At 39.9% G+C, this 17,913-nt stretch carries 30 protein-coding genes and 1 tRNA gene; 24 read left to right on the forward strand and 7 right to left on the reverse strand.

Annotated elements, in window-relative coordinates:
- Window positions 1-9 precede the first annotated feature (9 nt).
- A complete protein-coding gene (locus BLV99_RS12510; RefSeq protein WP_074947478.1) occupies window positions 10-258 on the reverse strand; it encodes a putative quorum-sensing-regulated virulence factor in 249 nt (82 codons plus the stop codon).
- Entirely contained in the window at window positions 258-542 is a 285-nt protein-coding gene (locus BLV99_RS12515; RefSeq protein ID WP_092691185.1) for a hypothetical protein, read from the reverse strand. Before BLV99_RS12515 ends, BLV99_RS12510 begins: the two co-directional genes overlap by 1 nt.
- Window positions 543-739: 197 nt before the next feature.
- Here BLV99_RS12515 and BLV99_RS12520 point away from each other — a divergent pair, with 197 nt between their 5' ends.
- The gene (locus tag BLV99_RS12520) at window positions 740-1,108 is read left to right on the forward strand and encodes a hypothetical protein (protein ID WP_092691188.1); all 369 of its coding nucleotides are present in this window, start codon (window positions 740-742) and stop codon (window positions 1,106-1,108) included.
- Here the strand turns inward: BLV99_RS12520 and BLV99_RS12525 are convergent.
- The 5 genes from BLV99_RS12525 to BLV99_RS12545 form a co-directional block, all read right to left on the reverse strand.
- Entirely contained in the window at window positions 1,096-1,377 is a 282-nt protein-coding gene (locus BLV99_RS12525) for a hypothetical protein (RefSeq protein ID WP_092691191.1), read from the reverse strand. The two genes, BLV99_RS12520 and BLV99_RS12525, sit on opposite strands and share 13 nt — an antisense overlap.
- Before the next feature lie 217 nt (window positions 1,378-1,594).
- Entirely contained in the window at window positions 1,595-1,918 is a 324-nt protein-coding gene (locus BLV99_RS12530) for a hypothetical protein (protein WP_244516315.1), read from the reverse strand.
- 48 nt (window positions 1,919-1,966) lie between these two features.
- A complete protein-coding gene (locus BLV99_RS12535; protein ID WP_092691194.1) occupies window positions 1,967-2,260 on the reverse strand; it encodes a hypothetical protein in 294 nt (97 codons plus the stop codon).
- 12 nt (window positions 2,261-2,272) lie between these two features.
- Window positions 2,273-2,572, reverse strand: a complete 300-nt coding sequence (locus BLV99_RS12540) for a hypothetical protein (RefSeq protein ID WP_092691197.1) — start codon at window positions 2,570-2,572, stop codon at window positions 2,273-2,275.
- Between the two features lie 33 nt (window positions 2,573-2,605).
- On the reverse strand, window positions 2,606-3,373 hold the full coding sequence (locus tag BLV99_RS12545) for a S24 family peptidase (protein ID WP_092691199.1): 768 nt from the start codon (window positions 3,371-3,373) through the stop codon (window positions 2,606-2,608).
- 117 nt (window positions 3,374-3,490) lie between these two features.
- On the opposite strand from BLV99_RS12545, the gene BLV99_RS12550 reads away from it, so the two are divergent.
- The 23 genes from BLV99_RS12550 (at window position 3,491) to BLV99_RS12650 (ending at window position 17,868) form a co-directional block, all read left to right on the forward strand.
- Window positions 3,491-3,739, forward strand: a complete 249-nt coding sequence (locus BLV99_RS12550) for a helix-turn-helix domain-containing protein (protein WP_092691202.1) — start codon at window positions 3,491-3,493, stop codon at window positions 3,737-3,739.
- Between the two features lie 55 nt (window positions 3,740-3,794).
- Window positions 3,795-4,241: a phage regulatory CII family protein gene (locus BLV99_RS12555; protein WP_092691204.1), complete on the forward strand. Its 447-nt coding sequence runs from the start codon at window positions 3,795-3,797 to the stop codon at window positions 4,239-4,241.
- Between the two features lie 96 nt (window positions 4,242-4,337).
- Entirely contained in the window at window positions 4,338-4,499 is a 162-nt protein-coding gene (locus BLV99_RS18250; RefSeq protein WP_167356331.1) for a hypothetical protein, read from the forward strand.
- A complete protein-coding gene (locus BLV99_RS12560; protein ID WP_092691207.1) occupies window positions 4,496-5,374 on the forward strand; it encodes a DNA-binding protein in 879 nt (292 codons plus the stop codon). Before BLV99_RS18250 ends, BLV99_RS12560 begins: the two co-directional genes overlap by 4 nt.
- On the forward strand, window positions 5,367-6,743 hold the full coding sequence (locus BLV99_RS12565) for a replicative DNA helicase (protein WP_092691209.1): 1,377 nt from the start codon (window positions 5,367-5,369) through the stop codon (window positions 6,741-6,743). The genes BLV99_RS12560 and BLV99_RS12565 overlap by 8 nt, the downstream gene beginning before the upstream one ends.
- Complete coding sequence (locus tag BLV99_RS12570; RefSeq protein ID WP_092691211.1) at window positions 6,740-6,964, forward strand: hypothetical protein; 225 nt, start codon at window positions 6,740-6,742, stop codon at window positions 6,962-6,964. The genes BLV99_RS12565 and BLV99_RS12570 overlap by 4 nt, the downstream gene beginning before the upstream one ends.
- Before the next feature lie 97 nt (window positions 6,965-7,061).
- Window positions 7,062-7,346, forward strand: a complete 285-nt coding sequence (locus tag BLV99_RS12575) for a hypothetical protein (protein ID WP_227574730.1) — start codon at window positions 7,062-7,064, stop codon at window positions 7,344-7,346.
- Window positions 7,343-7,585 (forward strand): hypothetical protein, encoded by a 243-nt coding sequence (locus tag BLV99_RS12580; RefSeq protein ID WP_092691214.1) that lies wholly within the window; start codon window positions 7,343-7,345, stop codon window positions 7,583-7,585. Before BLV99_RS12575 ends, BLV99_RS12580 begins: the two co-directional genes overlap by 4 nt.
- Window positions 7,582-8,007, forward strand: a complete 426-nt coding sequence (locus BLV99_RS18495; protein ID WP_244516316.1) for a hypothetical protein — start codon at window positions 7,582-7,584, stop codon at window positions 8,005-8,007. Before BLV99_RS12580 ends, BLV99_RS18495 begins: the two co-directional genes overlap by 4 nt.
- Window positions 8,008-8,403 carry a PDDEXK family nuclease gene (locus BLV99_RS12590; RefSeq protein ID WP_092691216.1) on the forward strand — a complete coding sequence of 132 codons (396 nt, stop codon included), beginning with the start codon at window positions 8,008-8,010 and terminating at the stop codon, window positions 8,401-8,403.
- A gap of 5 nt (window positions 8,404-8,408) precedes the next feature.
- Window positions 8,409-9,095, forward strand: coding sequence for a metallophosphoesterase (locus BLV99_RS12595; protein WP_092691320.1), 687 nt, complete (start codon window positions 8,409-8,411; stop codon window positions 9,093-9,095).
- Window positions 9,096-9,106: 11 nt separating this feature from the next.
- The gene (locus BLV99_RS12600) at window positions 9,107-9,547 is read left to right on the forward strand and encodes a hypothetical protein (RefSeq protein ID WP_092691219.1); all 441 of its coding nucleotides are present in this window, start codon (window positions 9,107-9,109) and stop codon (window positions 9,545-9,547) included.
- A gap of 655 nt (window positions 9,548-10,202) precedes the next feature.
- Window positions 10,203-10,279 (forward strand) — tRNA-Arg (locus tag BLV99_RS12605).
- Between the two features lie 593 nt (window positions 10,280-10,872).
- Window positions 10,873-11,127, forward strand: coding sequence for a hypothetical protein (locus tag BLV99_RS12610; RefSeq protein ID WP_092691222.1), 255 nt, complete (start codon window positions 10,873-10,875; stop codon window positions 11,125-11,127).
- Window positions 11,128-11,204: 77 nt separating this feature from the next.
- Window positions 11,205-11,420: a hypothetical protein gene (locus tag BLV99_RS12615; protein ID WP_244516317.1), complete on the forward strand. Its 216-nt coding sequence runs from the start codon at window positions 11,205-11,207 to the stop codon at window positions 11,418-11,420.
- A gap of 12 nt (window positions 11,421-11,432) precedes the next feature.
- On the forward strand, window positions 11,433-11,606 hold the full coding sequence (locus BLV99_RS18255; protein ID WP_167356332.1) for a hypothetical protein: 174 nt from the start codon (window positions 11,433-11,435) through the stop codon (window positions 11,604-11,606).
- Window positions 11,607-11,655: 49 nt separating this feature from the next.
- Window positions 11,656-11,961 (forward strand): hypothetical protein, encoded by a 306-nt coding sequence (locus BLV99_RS12620; RefSeq protein ID WP_092691224.1) that lies wholly within the window; start codon window positions 11,656-11,658, stop codon window positions 11,959-11,961.
- A gap of 52 nt (window positions 11,962-12,013) precedes the next feature.
- The gene (locus tag BLV99_RS12625; protein WP_092691226.1) at window positions 12,014-12,457 is read left to right on the forward strand and encodes a hypothetical protein; all 444 of its coding nucleotides are present in this window, start codon (window positions 12,014-12,016) and stop codon (window positions 12,455-12,457) included.
- The gene (locus BLV99_RS12630; protein ID WP_092691228.1) at window positions 12,417-13,058 is read left to right on the forward strand and encodes a putative metallopeptidase; all 642 of its coding nucleotides are present in this window, start codon (window positions 12,417-12,419) and stop codon (window positions 13,056-13,058) included. Before BLV99_RS12625 ends, BLV99_RS12630 begins: the two co-directional genes overlap by 41 nt.
- 58 nt (window positions 13,059-13,116) lie before the next feature.
- A complete protein-coding gene (locus BLV99_RS12635) occupies window positions 13,117-13,584 on the forward strand; it encodes a DUF2280 domain-containing protein (protein WP_092691230.1) in 468 nt (155 codons plus the stop codon).
- Window positions 13,585-15,120, forward strand: coding sequence for a phage terminase large subunit (terL, locus tag BLV99_RS12640; RefSeq protein ID WP_092691233.1), 1,536 nt, complete (start codon window positions 13,585-13,587; stop codon window positions 15,118-15,120). It begins immediately after the preceding gene.
- A 7-nt stretch (window positions 15,121-15,127) separates the two neighbouring features.
- Window positions 15,128-16,603, forward strand: a complete 1,476-nt coding sequence (locus BLV99_RS12645; protein ID WP_092691235.1) for a phage portal protein family protein — start codon at window positions 15,128-15,130, stop codon at window positions 16,601-16,603.
- Window positions 16,603-17,868, forward strand: coding sequence for a phage head morphogenesis protein (locus BLV99_RS12650; RefSeq protein WP_092691237.1), 1,266 nt, complete (start codon window positions 16,603-16,605; stop codon window positions 17,866-17,868). Before BLV99_RS12645 ends, BLV99_RS12650 begins: the two co-directional genes overlap by 1 nt.
- The last annotated feature ends 45 nt before the right edge of the window (window positions 17,869-17,913 follow it).

The following is a 17,913-nucleotide window of genomic DNA, read 5'->3' on the forward strand; positions in this document are numbered from 1 at the left end:
TATTTCCCCTTAAGCCCCAACCCAGCCCATGCGTTTTTTGTACGCACGACGTTCATGTAAAGGAATATGCGAACTCTGCATACCGATAGCGAAAGCTTGGCGACGTTTACGTTCAGCAACCAATGCCTCAAGACTTAAGCGCAAGTCGGACTTTAAGTTGTCCAAAGTAAGCAACCAATTCACATAGCTTAGTTTTAGCTCTGTAATCGCAGTGCCTTTATATTTGCCAAAAGGCATAACAAGAATAGAAGTAGTCATTAGCGCGCTCCTTCACTTGAAGCAGAAAACTGCAATTGATGTTTAAGCGCTTGGGCATGCTGACGATCTACTTCGTTTGAGCAGCTACGGACTGTAAACACGGTTGATACAACAGTGATACCGATCAGAGAGATTGCAGCCACTTCTTTCAGAACTGCTTTGGTTTTAACCCAAAAAGAAACACGCATTTCTTCAGGTTTAGGATGCTGATAAAGCACAGGCTTTGTATTGCTTTCGTTCTTAACGAACGTCGGCATTTGACTGTGGGATGGGATTTGATTCATAATTATCTCGCTCTTTGAGTAAAAGTCCCGTCGGTCGAATGTCAGGGACTTTTTTGTTATCTGGTGAGATGTAATTTAGTATTTACTAAATATTATGTCAATAGTATTTACTAAATATTTAGTAATTAAATTTAGTATTATGTTTTAATAGACAAAAGAAAACCCATCACAGGGATGGGTTGGATGGAGTTTATTAGATGACTAAAGAAGAGTTTCGAGCGAATTTGTATACAGCTCTAGTAGCTACAACTCAAAACCCAATTGTTATTCAAGAGCAAATCAAGATAGCTGAAGAATTTGTATTTTTAGATACATCAGTAAGTAGTGAGCGTCTAGATACCATGGATCAAACTATAAAAGCGGTTTGCGATAAAACACTTGCTGGCACTGAAGCGTGTAAAACACGGCAAGATTTACTTCAGGCTGTCCTTAATGATCCATTACGTCATCGGCTGCGTACCTATAAAAGCCAACTCCTAGCTTATACTGAGAATAGTAAGCGCGATCCAGTGAATGCACTATTCGAAGATTTGTTCTCAGTATTAGAGATGAATCATTCTCTATAATTATTCTCAGGGGTATCATCTGCATCAGTGACAACAATAACCATGTGTTTTTGCTGATGCCCTGAGGGTGAGTACATAAAATGGCGTGCAACAACTTTAAAGTGACCGAAATTTCCTTTTTTATCTAACGGGCTGCAAATCTCAAGCATAATGCAATCACCTATAAAGGGGGTAGGCTCACCTTGCTCTACCAAGTAGCCTGCATCGGATAACGTCACACTATCAGGTCGATCTGCACCTTTAGCTAAATACTGAAATTCAATTTTCACTTATCTCTCCACCCGATCCAAAGGACTGCGTCGGGTTCGCAGTAAAATATTTTTATAAATGAGTGCTTGTTGTAAAATTAACAACTATGAACACAGGCGGTGCAAAATGATCGACAATAAAGAGCTGAAGGCTATTAAGCTACTACTAGTTGCTTCGATAATTTTCAGTACCATTAATTTCATAGCATTAGTTGTTGTATTTATTTACTTAATGCAATTATGAGTGGGATAGAAGGTAGATTGAAATACCAAGAGAAACTATAGAAGATACTGCTGCCAAGCAGGCGACTATAAAAGTTGGCAGGATGGTCCAGTGGGTTTTGGATGTTATCTCCATTTGCCTTCTAATATACTCATGGTTAATAGCTTGCAATAAAGGGGGTGAAATAAAACCTTGATCAGATTCGCCCGTTAAAAGCTTTAGTAGGTTATCATCACTAAGCTCCCTAATCTCAGCTAGCGTTAAATCTAGTTCGTCCAACTCAGGCATATCAAAGTCAATTTGTGGAGCGTATCTACTAAAATCTCTATCAAATGTCATATACGATTCCTTCTTTGTTAAAATTCATACGCGTCGGGTTCGCAGTTTTTAAATTTCTTTTTGCCCTGAAAATTCTATTTTTGAGAGGAAATCTAGAGGTATACCGATGCTTTCACCTGTTATTGTTTCAAAGTGAACCCAAACACTTGTAGCATCATTTTCAAAATTGACACTCGTTAGTTTTACCAGATTGTATGATTTAACATTATTCTTCATATGCACATTGAAGAGACAACCAATCTCCCAAACATAAGAAATAAGCATTTGATTAATTGCTAATTGCTCACCGCTTGTTAGTTCTCGATATAAGTAAAGTTCAGGCAGTTCGTATTTATCATTCATTATTTTATCCTTTTAATCGGAATACTTTTCTACAAATTCATCCAACCATCCTTGTGCCACTTCAAGGTTGGTTATGTCGGTCAGCTTTAAATTAGTACCTTCTGCTTCGTTAAAGCCCTCAATAATAGCTTCAAAGATATTTGCTTCACTAATGACCTCGCGTGCCATTTCCGCAGCGTCATAGCTTTGCTTGGCTTTTTTAAGCGATGCTATTTGTTTATCAATTCCTGCGCCAATTTTATCTAATGCCAATTTAAATTCTTGACGATTAATCGTTAGTGCGGTTTTTGATTTATTAAGTGTTGCAATCATTATGTTTTCCTTTTTTAAGAGTTTTTATCGTATTTACGGCTTTACCAAAGCTAACTCCAAGCGCCCAACAAAATTAATTTCATTGAGCTGATCAGCTGTAATAAATTCATCTGGGTATCTAACCTTATCGGGGTTGTCACTTGAGAGTCTTACAGTCTTATTTCCTGCATAGCTAACAAAAATACGCTTCATTCTTAATTCATGATTGTGTGTGAAAACGTACACATTTCCGTTTTTAATGGCATCGGGGTCTTTATCCGACACATCAATAAATAAAGGGCTATTGGGAGCCACAGTGGGCCACATACTGTACTCATCAGAATAAATGATGCGTAAATTTTCAGGCTTGGTTTGAACGCCCATTACCTTAAGAATGTACGGATCAATATCTAGGTATTCACTAACATCCTCTAGGAAGTTTTCAATACCAGTGCCACATGATGCACGTATATCCTTATGAACAGGAATTCTTACATTTGTAGGTTTTGATTCACTACTCCTGAATTCAATCGGGGCAATTCTAATACCTCCATTATTTGATGGTGATGTAGTCTTACCTTCATTGTTGCTGGGTGATAAAGATGTTTTATCTAATAAGCCTTCTTCCCAGCCAACCTTTTTTTCTAAATTCCGAGCAGCTCTTTCCCCAAAACTCCCATGCCCATTTAACAGTTGAGATATGTGGCTTGGGTTTAAATCGTAGTGCTCACAAAAAGCAACATCGGATTTAAATCCTTTCGATTCAATAACAGCGTTTATAGCTGTGCGCAAATTTGTGCGTCTTAAAGCAATTTTATCCATATTTAGTATTTCATATAGTTTTTAGTAAAAAGTAAATTCGTAATTGCTAAATACTGGTTGACTTATTTAGTAGTTAAAATTAGTATTTACTAAATATTACTAATCAGGAGATTCAGCATGTCTTCTAGCAATACGAGCGAACTTAAATCTTTTCTTACAGGCCTTTCTGCTCAGGATAAAGACGCTTTTGCTAAACGGTGCTCAACAACGGTTGGCTACTTGAATCAAATTATGTATGGCAACAGTAAATGCAGCGCATCACTCGCAATAAAGATCGATAAAGAGAGCAACAGCTTAGTAAGTTGCGATTTGCTTTGTCCTGATGCTGATTTTAATTACATCCGGCACCAAGCCTTATCCGCTTAACCAATTATCACTCGGTCAATGTTTTAAAGAAACGTTAATGAAATAAGGATTTAACATGAATTTAGCAGATGCTGCATATAACACAGTGCATGACTATCCAGGTGGAGCATCTTCCTTGGCTCCACGCTTAGGGATGAGCTCTCACATGCTAAGCAACAAGGTTAATCAGAACAACCAGACACACCATTTGCGCTTAGATGAAGCCAACACGCTTATGTCATTCACGAACGATTATCGAATGCTGCATGCACAAGCAGAAATGCACAGCAAGGTGTGTATTCAACTTCCTGAATGCCTAGAGAAAAAAGAACTCGATATGTTCGAGATGCTCTTAGAAGTAGGTGCAAAGAAGGGTGATGTGTGCGAGTTGATTAGAAAAGCCCGAACAGATGGAACTTGCCCCAAAAACCTAAACAATATCTTGGGTGCAATTTACGACATGCAGCGCACTTTAAGCTCAATGACTAAGCAAATTAAAAGCACCATCAAAGAAAAAGCCTGATCTAGAGAATCAGGCTTTTAGATATTCACAAATATGGAACCCATGAATGGAAAGTAATTTAGCACAAAAACCGTCAAATTTTCAAGAGGTGCAAGCATGAAACCAACACTTGCTCAATTACTTGAAATTAAACGCTCTGAATATCGCAAATCCTCGCAAATTAATTCACAAGTTGCCGACAGTTATGCTCGTTCGGTGAAGGTAGATTTTGTTGCAGTTCTGAATAGGCATTTTCACAAATTGGAGAGTGCAGCGTGAATACAACCATTCCCATGATCAAGTTAATTGAAGCTATGAACGAACAGCCAATTGCATTCAACAAGCATTATGTTTTCATTGGGTGTGGCATTAATGGCGCACTCATGCTGTCACAATTGGTGTATTGGACATCACGAACCAAGGACAACGATGGGTGGATTTTTAAGACTCATTCTGATTGGACCATGGAAACCGGTCTTACTCGAAAAGAGCAAGAAACAGCTAGAAAAATACTAAAAAATCTAGGTTTCATCTCTGAACGAAAGAAAGGTGTTCCATGCAAGGTTTTTTTCAGGGTTGAGCGTGAAAATCTGTATAAAGCGCTAATTGAATACTCTGAAACCCTTACACCATCACAGTTGCGCAAATCAGGACAACCAGATGCGCAGATCGTACATTCTAGTTGCGCAGATCAGGACAACTTGATGCGCAAATCAGGACAACTAGATGCGCAGATCAGCCCATCTAATACAGAGAATACTACAGAGAATACAACAGAGAGTATTAGTGCAGTCGCACCATCAAAAACTCAAAAGTTCTCGGCAAAAGAAATTCTCATCAAAAATGGAGTATCTGAGCAAACCATTTCTGAATACACAAATCTTCGAAACAAGAAGAAAAAACCAATTACGGAAAATGTTCTGAAGCTAGTTTTTGGTCAAGCGAAGCAAGCGTGTATTTCGAATGAGCGCGCATTTCAAATTATTGTTGTTCGTGGTTGGGAAACTTTCAAGGCTGCATGGAATTGGCAAGAAACCAACGCCGAATTAGATCAACTTGAAAATCCACAACCAGTCCAAACTGAACAACAAAACCCGTCACTGATCAACCTTCCTTCAAAACCAAAAGGATTTTTAGGAGGCAGCAATGTTTGATACCAAAATTCATAATTTGCAGATTGAACAATCCGTACTTGCTGCGTTGATGACCGTTGCTGAATCTTACAGCCATGTTGAAAATCTCCTCACTGAAGATGATTTTTACTCAACACGCCACAAAGCGATTTTTAAGGCCGTGGTGGAGCTTGATGCTAAGAACACACCCTATGACGCAGTTTTGGTAAACAACCACCTTGCTGCGCACGGCATGAGTGAACAGGCAGGTGGAGAGCAGTACTTGATGCAAGTTCTTCAAGATGCTCCATCAAGTTTTTACAACCTGATTTCTTATGCTGAAAAACTAAAAGATTTTGCGACATGCCGAAAAGTTGAAGCTGAAGCGCAAAAGATTATTTTCAAAGCTCAAAACTTAACTGTCAGCCGTGGTGATCTTGTTCAAGAAGCACAAAGTATGTTTGCTGAAATCAACACTGAGCAAGCGAGTGAATCACTGTTTCATATTCATGATGCAGCTACAAATACGTTTGTTGAAATGCACGAAAAAATGACTGCGTTGACTCAGGGTAAAACCATGATCAAAGGCATTCAGACAGGGATCTATGATTTAGATAAAAAATTAGGCGATGTTGAACCAGGCTGCTTGATGGTGATTGCTGCACGACCAGCGATGGGTAAAACCACGATGCTTCAAGTGATTGCCAGTAATGTTGCGATATTTCAGCAAAAACCAGTGTTGATCATGTCGGGGGAGATGCCTAAGGAGCAGATTGCAATGCGTATGTGCTGCGCGGCAGGGCCAGCAGATATCAGCAAGGTACGCAATGCACCACATACATTGCCACAAGAGGAATTTACAGCCTACACGCAAGCAGTGGCCATGCTTAAAAACGTGCGCATGCAGATCAATGACACATCGCGTCCATCAATTGCAAACATTCGTGAGTCGATCCGCAAGGTGAAGCACCAGTATGGTTCTGTGGGCGCTGTATTTATTGATTACCTTCAGATCATGAAGACCACCAAGTCATTTGCTCGTGAAGATTTGAAGATTGCATATTTCACTGGTGAACTCAAAGCGATGGCCAAAGAGTTTGATTGTGTTGTGGTGTTGCTGTCTCAGTTAAATCGTGAACTTGAGAAACGTCCTAACAAACGCCCTGTGTTGTCAGATCTGCGTGAATCAGGTGCGATTGAACAAGATGCAGATCAAATTCTATTTTTGTACCGGGATGAGATTTACAACAAAGAATCTAAGTACCAAGGAATTGCTGAGGCCATTTTAGGCAAAAACCGACATGGTGAAAGCGGCACATCGTATATGCATTCGCAATTGAAGTACTGCCAGTTTTCTAATCTTGATAGTAGTGCGATTGATCAATTGCAAGGTTTAGGTGGTGCGGCATGACCAGACTCGAACACTTATCACAATTCAGCAATGCGGTGCTTAGTCCTGAATTGAATACATGCGTGATTCTTCTTCTAAAACATGGCTCGTGTTGGGCTATAACTTTCGACCACAACAATAGTGAATTAAAGGCGGATGAGATTGCATTCCGTAAAGCATGGTGTGAACAGCAAATTGCCTTGATTGGTGAATTTGGTGCAGTGATGGAGGATTTAGTATGAAAAACAAATCAATCCTACTTATCTGTCTACTTGCTTTGATTTTCTTGTGTGCGGTGATGGGTAATTCTGAAAATAATAACTTTGCATTGGGGTGGTTATGAAAGATCAAAATCAGGTCGATATGCGCAGAAATACAGGTGGAAAGGCACGAGTTTTATCAGTCGGAATTGATGTGTTACTTGCGATTAGAAATACAGGTGTTGCTACCGCATCTGAAGTTCAGCAACAAGTCATGCAGTCAGTAAATATCCGTAGTGTTCAGCGCTATCTAAACAGTATGGTTCAGGCTGATCTTTTATATACAGGTCGCTCAAAGCTTGGTGAAGCAAAGCGTTATTACCTAACAGGTAAAGCAAAACAACTATTTGGGGTGAATGCATGAACTTAATCGAAAAATTGGGGTTGGTGGTTGGTGATCAAGTGCAATACACATGTGCTGTTGATATGACAATTTACACAGTAAAAGAAGTTCATCAAGACTTTGTTGTGGCGAGTGGTGGTTCATTTGATTTTTTAACAATGTTCAATAATGAAATTCAGAAAGTTAAAAGTGTGGAGGCTGACCACTGCACCGACATTGGCAACCACATTAGCCCTTTGACTGGAGTGATTGAGCGATGAGTGAATTAAAAGAAAAGTACATTCAGTTTTGTTGTGATTTTTACAACGAGCATGCACCTGAAGACAAGCTTTGGTTTGGTCGTATGTATGACGAGTGCCTACAAGAGCATAACAAGCGAAATTCAACCATGTATCGCTGGCAATTTCCTTTGATGATTCTTAAGGATCAGGAAGCCAAGATTAAGGAATTAAAAGCCCAGCTCAATAACATGGAGCAGTGTTATATCCAGCTCAAGCAAGAGCACAATGAATTAATTGCATTCAATACAGAAATTGATCGCAAGCAGAAAGTTGCTGAAAAAACGGCTGAGAAGTACAAGTCTAAAGTTTCAATGATTGCCGATCTTTTACGAGATCCCTTAGATATAGAAATGACACTAAAAGCCATTACAACAGTAATTCGGCAGGTAGGTGAGTGGTAAATGACATCAATCTCACTCGCTGAATATAAAAAAATCAACAAACCGAAGCGCAGGGCCAAGCGTCCTGCATCGGTCAAGAAAGAACGTGTGGTGAGTGAAGGTGAGGCTGTTTTATCTCAGCACTTAAGGGCACACAAGATCAAGTTTGAACAGGAGTTTCAATTTAATGCAGATCGGAAGTGGAGAGCTGATTTTCATTTAATTGGAATGGGTATTTTGATTGAGGTTGAAGGTGGGATTTGGAGTGGTGGTCGGCATACGCGGGGTAAAGGGTATTTAGGGGATATGGAAAAATATAACTCAGCTACAGCACTGGGTTATCAGGTGTATCGGTACAGCACTGAACAAGTAAAAAGCGGTTTAGCACTTGAAGAAATTTTAAAGAGAATAGGGTGATTGGGATGGCATTAGTAAAAGTTTGGGATAAAGAGATAACAGGCAAGCTTTATGCGGTTGGTGACATTCATGGTTGCTATAACTTGCTTATGAATCGTTTGGGCACTATTGGATTTGATTTTGAAAAGGATCTACTGGTTGCGGTAGGTGATCTAGTGGATCGCGGTACTCAGAATATCGAATGCATTGAATTGCTATCACAGCCTTGGTTCACATCAGTGCGTGGGAATCATGAGGATTTATGTATTTGGGGGAGATGCGATGTTCCTTCTAAGCGCTGCCACATATCAAATGGTGGAGAGTGGTTTTATGAACTGAGCGTTGAGGATCAATACCAAATTGCCAAAAGATTTTCTGCATTACCGATTGCTCTTGAGGTTAACCACAATGGTAGAAAGTTCGGCTTTGTGCATGGGCATATTGAACAAAATAATTGGGATGAATTTAAGCAGGTTCTCGCCAACCCTTTTTCTAAAAAAATAGATGGTAGAGATCCAGTTGATTTGGCGATATGGGGTCGTGACCGACTGGATGAAGAAAACCAACAATACACCCATGTTTCAGGAGTTGATGCGGTAATCATGGGGCATACGGTTACTCAGAGGCCGTGCAAGCGTGATAACTGCTACTGGATTGATACTGGTGCGGTTCACTGGGGAACAATGACTATTTTAGATTTGAGTTTGATTTAAGGGGTATAGGGATGAATGCAGTAGCTAAAATACAAGTGATGGATTGGTCAGTATTTACAGTTGAAGAGTGGTTAAAACAGTACGGTGCATACATTCAGACCTGTCGCATGAAGTCAGGAAATGCGCCAGATGATTTGGGGGTGAGTCAGATTTACTGGTTGATTTGCGAGAATAACAAAGGGGTGGTACTTCGAAAGGATCAGTTGATTTGCATGATTGATGACTTTGAAGCTGAGGAGGTGCGAAAAATGATCTTTGAAATGCGTAATTCAAGATTGATTTGTACATCGGCAAAAATGGCTGTGTTGTTATTCATTGAGAAGAGTGTGCGAGGGATGTCGTTGCGTCAAATGGCGAATGAATTTTGCTTGGGAAAAACATCAATAGATAATATGGTTTTTGCAGGTAAGTTCTACATGAATGGGCATGATAAAAGATTGCGACTTGAATAACTTGCATGTCCGGACAGGATATGGCATATTTCAGTTATCGTGCACGAAGTATGTAAGTTGCACAGTAAGAAGCTCATCGAAAGGTGGGCTTTTTAGAATTCAAAGTTTATATACCCGTCTTCCCATGAGATGGGTATTTTTTTACCAGAAGCTTTATTTTTGTTTAAAAAGTGGTATAAATTATCTGTTGCTATTAAAAAACAACATAACCAATTCAGCGCAAATGAAAACGGTTGGAGCCTTGCAGAAATGCAGGGCTTTTTTATTGTCTGAAATTTATAAAGGTGCTTGTGACATGCACAAGTGATTTATTTGGAGAGTAGTCATGCCAGTATATGCGTAAGGGTAGTGCGCCACCCTAAGGGCGATTTTGATTTGTGACGCTGTGCATTGTTCAGCTATAAGCGCAAACGGTGAGATGCGGAAACCAGCCGTATAAATTGGTTTGAATCCAGTGTGACTTCGTCAAGCACTGAGTTAGCCACAGAGCCATTGGGGGTGACTCCCAAAACTCAAAAAGAACGAAAGACATAAAAGCAAATTCAATAGCTAACTTTGAAATGTGAGTCGTGTTGAGTAGCGGTAGATCGGTTGCCGAGCTGATTAATATCGTAATCTAAGGCAGGGTGTGGCAGATCACCACATCCTTTTTTATGCGCCATTAGCTCAGCTGGATAGAGCATCCGCCTTCTAAGCGGATGGTCACAGGTTCAAGTCCTGTATGGCGCACCAGATATTTAACAACAAAAGCTCTGTCATTGATCATGATTATTATTTATTCTAAACAATAGATTAAGAATAACTAATAATTTGATTTATTTAGCATTATTTTGTTATTTGGTATATTTTGCCAATGTGGGTTTGTCGGTTAGTATAGAAAATTGTTATTAGAAACTAGCTGTAGTTTCTGACCTTCCAAGGTCCTTAGTTTATAAGCCCAGACCCAACTACTACTGGATGTGGGCTTTTTTTTGTAAGGAGAACAAAGTGCTCCAATTCCTCCGTAAACTATTCTGCCTCCATGCTTATGAGTTTGATTACGATCATGAACATGGCTATACACAAGAATGCCGTAAATGCGGTAAAGATGATTAAAATTTGCCGAACGTATTACGGCACATAATGCCCCGCTCAATATGCATTATTGGCGGGGTTTTATTTTTAATATTTTTTCGCAAAAAAAGAACAGGTAATTCATAGGGTTGTGGTTTTAAAATAATACAATAGTATTAAAAATCAATATGTTAGTGCTATAATTCTATTGTTTTTTTGTTGATTGTTGTTCATTATGAAGCCTCTATTATTTACTTTAAGTAAGGTTTTATATGACATATTTTATTGGTGGAAATTGGAATGGACAAAATGTTCCACTTGAAGAATTGCATAAAAATGAAATCACTGATTTTGGTGAAAAAAGTAAAGGAATTTCTTTAAATCGAAAGCTTTACAAGAAAACTAAGATCAATCTTCTTGGAACAACAAAAATCTTTTACCTTATTGAAGGCTCTAAACCAATTGATCATCGCGATCAAATTATAGACTTATGGGATAAGGTTGAGACTGAAACTTATGCAATTTAATTAAAGCCCCCTTCCATCAAACAAACTATACAACCTCGACTTATGTTGGGGTTTTTCTTTTCTTATTGGTGGTAAATATGCGAATGAATCGTCGTGGTTTATTAGGTGCTATTACAGCATTTTTAGGTATGAGTGCAGTATTTGCAGATGGGATGGATCGAGCGACCAATAGCTTAAATGCTTTATCTCAAGTTATGCGCTTAAATCAGCCAAATAAATATAAATCTAAACCAAATCGTTTAAGCCAAAAGAAACGCCGTTTAAATGCGCGTCGATTGGGAAAATTCAAATAAGGAATATTCATCATGACAGATCGTGTACAAGCTAAAAAAGATTTGCAGTTCTGTTGTGATGAACTGATTAAGTATCAAAATTTGAGTCGCACAGGTTTAAGACATAGTGAACTGGTCGCTATGGACAATATTATGATTCGGCTGAAAGAGCAGATTAAGAATTTGCATTCTGCTCTTGAAATTTAAGCACACACCTCTATATTACCTAGATAATTAATAATATTCTGAGGGTTATATGGATTGGATTAAGGAAAAGCTTTGGCAATTGGATGATTTTAAGCAAGCATTTCCAAGTGTTTTTTGGAGTAGTTATGTTTTGATTTTATTGGTTATAGCTTCTGCGGTAGTTTATTTTCCAGTTTTATCAAAAATAGCGAACTTTGAAATTTTAAATATGAAGCCTTTATATCCAACAATTATGGATAATTTGGGCATATTAAAGTGGGGCATTATAGTGGCTCCATTGATAGTGGCTTTGATTGGGTGGAGTTTTATCGATGATCTTTACCAAAAAAAATTGAAAAGATATTACCGATATTGAGGTTTATTTAACAATGACCCGCTCAGTGCGGGTTTTTTAATGGGCAGAATTTATGGACGCAGATGCCTATTTTTGGAAAACCAAGAAACGGCCACCCAAAACAAAGCCTCGCGCCAAACCACTACCGAAGGCAAAAGAAGCGTACTTAGAAGCAGAAGAAACCTTATTTCAAGAATTAGAAGAACATTCGATCGGCTATGAACGCAAATTTCAATTTGAACCTACTAAGCACTGGCGCTTTGATTTTCATATCGTGAAGTTAAGACTGCTTATTGAAATAGCGGGTAGTCCTTGGTCAGGCGGTCGGGGCGGTAAATTAGCGATGAAGGCTTGGAGCTTTGATCGGTACGATGTTGCTGAGGAAATGGGTTACACGTTTGTGCGTCTTGAACCTCATCAAATTGAGTCAGGTTATGCAATTAATTGGATTCAAAGTCAGTTAGAGAGATTAGACAATGGAACAGATCAGACCATTTCCACCGACAGACCTAATTGATCGTGCAGAAGAACAAGAAGCAATTCTGCTTGCACCCGCCGTGGATCTAAAAGAGTGGGTCATTAAAAATTGGTTGACCATTGGTGGTGAATTGCATAATCCTGATCATAATCATATTGCAGAGCTACTGCACGATGATGAAACCTTTTTAGCATTCGCTTGGGCTTCATCTGCATGTATGGCAAAAAAGCGTATGGTCTTGGGCCAGTGTGAAAAAGTGATGTTCAATCAAGGTGGATGGAAGAAGGCGCGACAAGAACAACAGATGCGTGACTGGTTTGGCGCTGTACCTGTTTATCTCATTACGATTGATGCGAGTTACTGTGAAAACACAACTGACCGTGAATTCTGCCGGCTCATCGAGCATGAGCTTTATCACGTCGGTGTTGAGCGTGATGCAGATGGTGAGCCGATTTATAGTGATAACACTGGCTTACCTAAGCATTACTTGGCTGGCCATGATGTGGAAGTGTTCTTCGGTGAAACAAAACGATGGGGTGCTGACGAGTCAGTAAAACGACTTTTAGAAATCGCGAAGAATGCGCCGTTTGTATCAGAAACTAATATTGCTGCGTGTTGTGGAACGTGCGTGATTAATTGAGCCTGAGGGCTCTTTTTTTTGCCTGTTTAGGTGGACGTAGGTGGACGGATGATGAGTTATGGCAGTCTTAAAAAAGGAGGTAAAACTCTTTATAGTACGATCACTTGCAGTATTTAATACCCCAACTGAGACAGCAGAGCTTGTCCACCAAGATTATGGGGTCGTTGTTACAAAACAGCAGTGTGAAAAATATGATCCTACTAAGCGATCAGGTGAAAATCTAAGCCCAGAACTAAAGGCTGAGTTTGAAGCTACACGAGAGGAATTTTTAGAAAAGCCGAAAAACATCCCTATTGCAAATTTATCAGTACGTTTGCAGCGTATGGAGAACCAATATCAAAAGCATGGCAAGAACCGTGTAGCTGCTTTAAGTATTCTCAAGCAAGCGGCTGAAGATGTGGGTGGTAAGTACACAAATAAACAGGAAATCACTGGCGCAGGTGGTGGGCCATTACAAACAACTACGGTTCAAGCAACCCAAGCCCAAGTTGATGAAGCCGTAAGGAAAGCCCAAGAGGAATACTAAATGGATCTGCAAACACAGGTTGAAAAAAAGCTGTGTGAAGATGAGCATTTATATTTCACTCGGCGGTTCTTTAAGCCTCGTATGGGTTTTAAGTTTATGGTCAATTGGCATCATGAGTATGTGGCTTGGTTGATTGATCAGGTCGTACAGCAAAAGATTCCAAACTTGGTTATTAATGTCCCTCCGGGTGCAGGTAAAACTGAACTTACAACAAACCTATTGGCTCGTGGGCTAGCGCTTAATCCTCGTTCACGGTTTTTGTATTTATCCTTTTCCCAATCTTTGGTTGAGGATGTATCAAGTACAGCCCGAAATATTGTGAAGTCGGAAGATTTTCAGCGTATGTGGCCTGTTGATATATCCAAAAGTACAGATGCAAAAGCATCATGGAAAACAACAGTAGAAGGGTATGAGGCTGGCCATGTTTATTCAGCTTCAATGGGTGGGCAGGTTACAGGTCGTCGTGCAGGTACATTGGATGATAATGGTTTTACCGGTGCCATCGTTCTTGATGACCCTTTAAAGCCTGAGGAAGCATTTAGTAAGAATGCTCGTGATAATGCCAATCGAAAGATTCTTAATACAGTCAATTCGCGTAAGGCTACATCAGATACACCAATTATCATGATCATGCAGCGCTTACATTCTGAAGATCCAACTAATTTTGTTATGACGGGTAATTTACCGGGTGATTGGGAATGTGTATCTATTCCGGCATTGATTGATGATGAATACATTCAAACTTTGCCAGAACATATTCAAAAGTTAGTACCACGTGATGTGGAGCGTGACGATCTGGGCCGTCAATCATACTGGCCCAAAAAAGAAACGCTTAAATCGCTCTTGCAGCTCGAAAAAGGCGGTCAAGATAAAACTGGTGCAACCGTAAGTCGATACACATTTTCAAGTCAGTACATGCAAAAACCTAAGCGACTGGGTGGTGATCTGGTTAAGTCGGAATGGTTCGGTTTGTTTGATGAATTGCCAGAACTTCAATGGCGTGCAGTGTTTGCAGATACAGCGCAAAAAACCAAAGAGCATAACGATTATTCAGTGTTTATTTTGGTGGGTCTTGGTGTAGATGGAAAACTCTACATCATTGACTTGTTACGAGGTAAGTGGGAAGCACCAGAGCTTAATAGGCAAGCCAAAGAATTTTTAAATAAGCATAAAGCATTTGATTGGTGTACCAAGCCTATTCGATACATGAAGGTAGAGGATAAAGCATCGGGTACGCAGCTTATTCAAACACTGGCAAAAGAGTCTGAAATCCCAGTAATCCCAATTCAGCGCAATATTGATAAGTTGACACGCTGGATGGATGCAACTCCACACATTGAAAACAATTATGAACAACATCCCGAAGATCGTTTTGTGATGGTTCCTAGGAATGCGCCATGGAAGCCTGCTTATTTTGAAGAAGTTGAATCATTGAATGCGCAAATGACGCATGACCATGATGACCAATTCGACCCAACAGCAGATGCAATCATGGAAGCAAAAATGATGATGAATTACAGCCCACCGGCTGCATAGGTTATTTATGGCTAAGAAATCTAAAAAGTCTGAAAACGCAAAGCCTGAATCGGGTGGATTGTATTTACATGAAGCTGAACTGGCACTTATTAATTACTTAACCAAAATGCCAGATGGTGATGAGGTACTGCGTAAAGCAGGTATCACGCGTCATCGTTTAAAAGTAATGATGTATGACGATGAGATTTATCAATGCGTCGAAAAACGTCAAGATAAAATTGAATCTGCACCATGGCGATTAGAACCAGCGGATAGCACTACAGCACAGATTTTAAATGATCATTTGCGTGAGTGGTGGTCTGAAATTGTCATCGGTGCTCAGAATGCACGTTGGTTTGGATATTCAGTTCTTGAAGCGGTCTATAACCAAAATGCCTTGCACATTAATGGCGACATCATTACGCCGTTTATTGGTCTTAAGTGGATTGGTGAGAAGCCAATGCAGTGGTATGAACCAAAAAATGATGGTCGCTTAATCTTATTGCAGAATCACAGCAAATCTCGTCGAGATGAAGAGTGCGATCAACACTTCAAGCACTTCTTGACCCGTTGCAAACCTACTTATGAAAACCCATATGGCGAAGCTTTATTGAGTCGGCTTTATTGGGTTTGGTTCTTTAAAAACAATGGCTTCAAAATGTGGGCTAAGTTTGTAGAGCAGTTCGGTATGCCAATGCTTGTTGGTAAATCTGCTGTAGGAAAGAACGATGATATGCGAGATGCATTACTTCGTGCTCATGCTAGTCGTGTATTGGCGGTTAGTGCTACCGATACGGTAGAGGTTACAGCCGCAGGGTCAAGCTCAGGTAATGCGAGTGGCACGTATGACACCTTTGATAAAAACTTAGAACGCCGTATCCAAAAGGTAATCTTGGGGCAGACACTCACAAGTGGCACAGATGGCTCAGGAAGTCGTGCGCTTGGTGATGTTCATATGGAAGTGCAAAACAGCAAATATAAAGCTGACATCCGCATGATCATGCCTACGATTCAAGCCATTCTGAATGCTTTATGTGATTTGAATGGTTGGGAGCGCCACCGAATTATCATTGGTGAGGAAAAGTCGCTTGAAGAACCTAAGGCTGATCGTGATGTTAAGTTAAAAAATGCCGGTGCTAATCTGACACCGCAGTACTTCCAACGTGAATACGGCTTACAGGATGGTGATATTGCAGAGGTTCAGCAATTACCGGCTAACACTCAATTCTCAGCATTACCAAAACGTGCATTTAGTTTTAAGGCTGACATGCAGGGCTTGGATGCTAATCAGCAAGAGGTTGATGAAAAGATTTCTGAAATTGATAAGAAGTTGTTTTCTGAATCCGAATTGATGAAAGTGGTTGAGACATCAAGTGATGTGAATGATCTGCAAACAAAGCTTTATGGCTTGATGTCTGGTGAGTCTGTTGAAAAGTTCACTGAAACAATGGCTAGAGCTTTGTACTTATTTGACGTGATTGGATATGTGCAACGGAGCAAGTAATGACGATTAGTTATACAGATGCTCTGCGGTATGCGCGTGATAAGAAAGTTGTTCTACCTGAAGAGTTCTATTTGCTGGATTTGAATGCAAGGCAGTACGCCACAACAGTCAGTTGCTTGGCATCACTAGATCAGATCCGCACTGTTATTAATCTTGCAAATAAGGCCGTTGAGAGTGGATCGACCCTTCAAGACTTTAAGAAGAAAGTTAAAGCTGAAGGCATTGAGCTAAGCCCACATCATCTTGATAATATTTTTCGCACCAATGTTCAGAGCGCTTATGCACATGGCATTTGGACGCAACAGCAAGAGAATAAAGCCAATCGGCCTTATTTACGGTACTCATCATTAACTGACAGTCGAGTTCGCCCAAGTCATCTAGCTTTGAACAATATTATTCGGCACATTGATGACTCGTTTTGGCTGACACACTACGTTCCAAATGGTTATATGTGTCGCTGTGGAATTGATTCCTTAACCGAAGCTCAGGCAATAAAGTTGGGTATTACACCCGATGATAAATTGCCCGGTGTTCAGCCTGATAAAGGTTGGGCTGTAAGTCCTGCGAGTTACGGAAAGCATTTAAATGTGGTGGTTCAGGAAAAGATTACTGAAGCACTAGCAGTTGATGCACCTCTTTCATCTGAATTGATCAAGGTGAGAGACGAGGCATTGATTGCTCAACAAGCCAATGACGAGATTGTTAAAGTCTTTCAACCAATGTCTGGCCAATCTCGAAAGAATCTTGAAGTGATCGTTGATCGCGTGATTGATAAAAATAAAGATGTAGAGCCAAGCGCTATGCGGATGCTGACTGAGTTGATTCGTGAAGATGAACAATCACTGACGAATCTATTCAAAACCTCAATCATGAAAGACGATACACAATCCAGTGTCATTGTGAATTGGATGAAGCGGTCTTTTAATTCACTTATGAGTGTTGCCAAGAATCTTAAAACTAAGATTTCAGGCAACAATATCAAAGGTTTTGATTTATTGAATTTGCAGAAAGGCAATGTCATCGGCATTCAAACACCGACATTATTTAGAACTGCGGAACAAGCAGGGAAAAATATTGTCATTACAGATGCAAATGGTGCTGCATTGGATTTGACTAAATTTAATGGTTTGAATGGCGCTTTACTTGCCCCTGATTTGAATCTAGAGGTCGTGAGTATATCCGATGTTGAAATAGTGCTTAGAAAGACCAGTGAGGTTGCTACACGGCTATTTGTTGCGAATAACACTGTATATAGCTTGGGTTGAGTAAAAAATTAAACATAGACCGCCGCGACTGGCGGTTTTTTTATG

Origin of the sequence: Acinetobacter kyonggiensis (assembly GCF_900107285.1) — a bacterium.
GTDB classification, from domain to species: Bacteria; Pseudomonadota; Gammaproteobacteria; order Pseudomonadales; family Moraxellaceae; genus Acinetobacter; species Acinetobacter kyonggiensis.

Coding starts and splice junctions, on each gene's coding strand:
- BLV99_RS12570 (WP_092691211.1), top strand. CDS start 6,740: ATGACCAGACTCGAACACTTATCACAATTCAGCAATGCGGTGCTTAGT.
- BLV99_RS12645 (WP_092691235.1), top strand. CDS start 15,128: ATGGCTAAGAAATCTAAAAAGTCTGAAAACGCAAAGCCTGAATCGGGT.
- BLV99_RS12590 (WP_092691216.1), top strand. CDS start 8,008: ATGACATCAATCTCACTCGCTGAATATAAAAAAATCAACAAACCGAAG.
- BLV99_RS18250 (WP_167356331.1), top strand. CDS start 4,338: ATGAAACCAACACTTGCTCAATTACTTGAAATTAAACGCTCTGAATAT.
- BLV99_RS12515 (WP_092691185.1), bottom strand. CDS start 542: ATGAATCAAATCCCATCCCACAGTCAAATGCCGACGTTCGTTAAGAAC.
- terL (WP_092691233.1), top strand. CDS start 13,585: ATGGATCTGCAAACACAGGTTGAAAAAAAGCTGTGTGAAGATGAGCAT.
- BLV99_RS12595 (WP_092691320.1), top strand. CDS start 8,409: ATGGCATTAGTAAAAGTTTGGGATAAAGAGATAACAGGCAAGCTTTAT.
- BLV99_RS12600 (WP_092691219.1), top strand. CDS start 9,107: ATGAATGCAGTAGCTAAAATACAAGTGATGGATTGGTCAGTATTTACA.
- BLV99_RS12520 (WP_092691188.1), top strand. CDS start 740: ATGACTAAAGAAGAGTTTCGAGCGAATTTGTATACAGCTCTAGTAGCT.
- BLV99_RS18255 (WP_167356332.1), top strand. CDS start 11,433: ATGACAGATCGTGTACAAGCTAAAAAAGATTTGCAGTTCTGTTGTGAT.
- BLV99_RS12630 (WP_092691228.1), top strand. CDS start 12,417: ATGGAACAGATCAGACCATTTCCACCGACAGACCTAATTGATCGTGCA.
- BLV99_RS12565 (WP_092691209.1), top strand. CDS start 5,367: ATGTTTGATACCAAAATTCATAATTTGCAGATTGAACAATCCGTACTT.
- BLV99_RS12535 (WP_092691194.1), bottom strand. CDS start 2,260: ATGAATGATAAATACGAACTGCCTGAACTTTACTTATATCGAGAACTA.
- BLV99_RS12610 (WP_092691222.1), top strand. CDS start 10,873: ATGACATATTTTATTGGTGGAAATTGGAATGGACAAAATGTTCCACTT.
- BLV99_RS12530 (WP_244516315.1), bottom strand. CDS start 1,918: ATGACATTTGATAGAGATTTTAGTAGATACGCTCCACAAATTGACTTT.
- BLV99_RS12620 (WP_092691224.1), top strand. CDS start 11,656: ATGGATTGGATTAAGGAAAAGCTTTGGCAATTGGATGATTTTAAGCAA.
- BLV99_RS12555 (WP_092691204.1), top strand. CDS start 3,795: ATGAATTTAGCAGATGCTGCATATAACACAGTGCATGACTATCCAGGT.
- BLV99_RS12550 (WP_092691202.1), top strand. CDS start 3,491: ATGTCTTCTAGCAATACGAGCGAACTTAAATCTTTTCTTACAGGCCTT.
- BLV99_RS12510 (WP_074947478.1), bottom strand. CDS start 258: ATGACTACTTCTATTCTTGTTATGCCTTTTGGCAAATATAAAGGCACT.
- BLV99_RS18495 (WP_244516316.1), top strand. CDS start 7,582: ATGAGTGAATTAAAAGAAAAGTACATTCAGTTTTGTTGTGATTTTTAC.
- BLV99_RS12575 (WP_227574730.1), top strand. CDS start 7,062: ATGAAAGATCAAAATCAGGTCGATATGCGCAGAAATACAGGTGGAAAG.
- BLV99_RS12650 (WP_092691237.1), top strand. CDS start 16,603: ATGACGATTAGTTATACAGATGCTCTGCGGTATGCGCGTGATAAGAAA.
- BLV99_RS12580 (WP_092691214.1), top strand. CDS start 7,343: ATGAACTTAATCGAAAAATTGGGGTTGGTGGTTGGTGATCAAGTGCAA.
- BLV99_RS12635 (WP_092691230.1), top strand. CDS start 13,117: ATGGCAGTCTTAAAAAAGGAGGTAAAACTCTTTATAGTACGATCACTT.
- BLV99_RS12540 (WP_092691197.1), bottom strand. CDS start 2,572: ATGATTGCAACACTTAATAAATCAAAAACCGCACTAACGATTAATCGT.
- BLV99_RS12545 (WP_092691199.1), bottom strand. CDS start 3,373: ATGGATAAAATTGCTTTAAGACGCACAAATTTGCGCACAGCTATAAAC.
- BLV99_RS12615 (WP_244516317.1), top strand. CDS start 11,205: ATGCGAATGAATCGTCGTGGTTTATTAGGTGCTATTACAGCATTTTTA.
- BLV99_RS12625 (WP_092691226.1), top strand. CDS start 12,014: ATGGACGCAGATGCCTATTTTTGGAAAACCAAGAAACGGCCACCCAAA.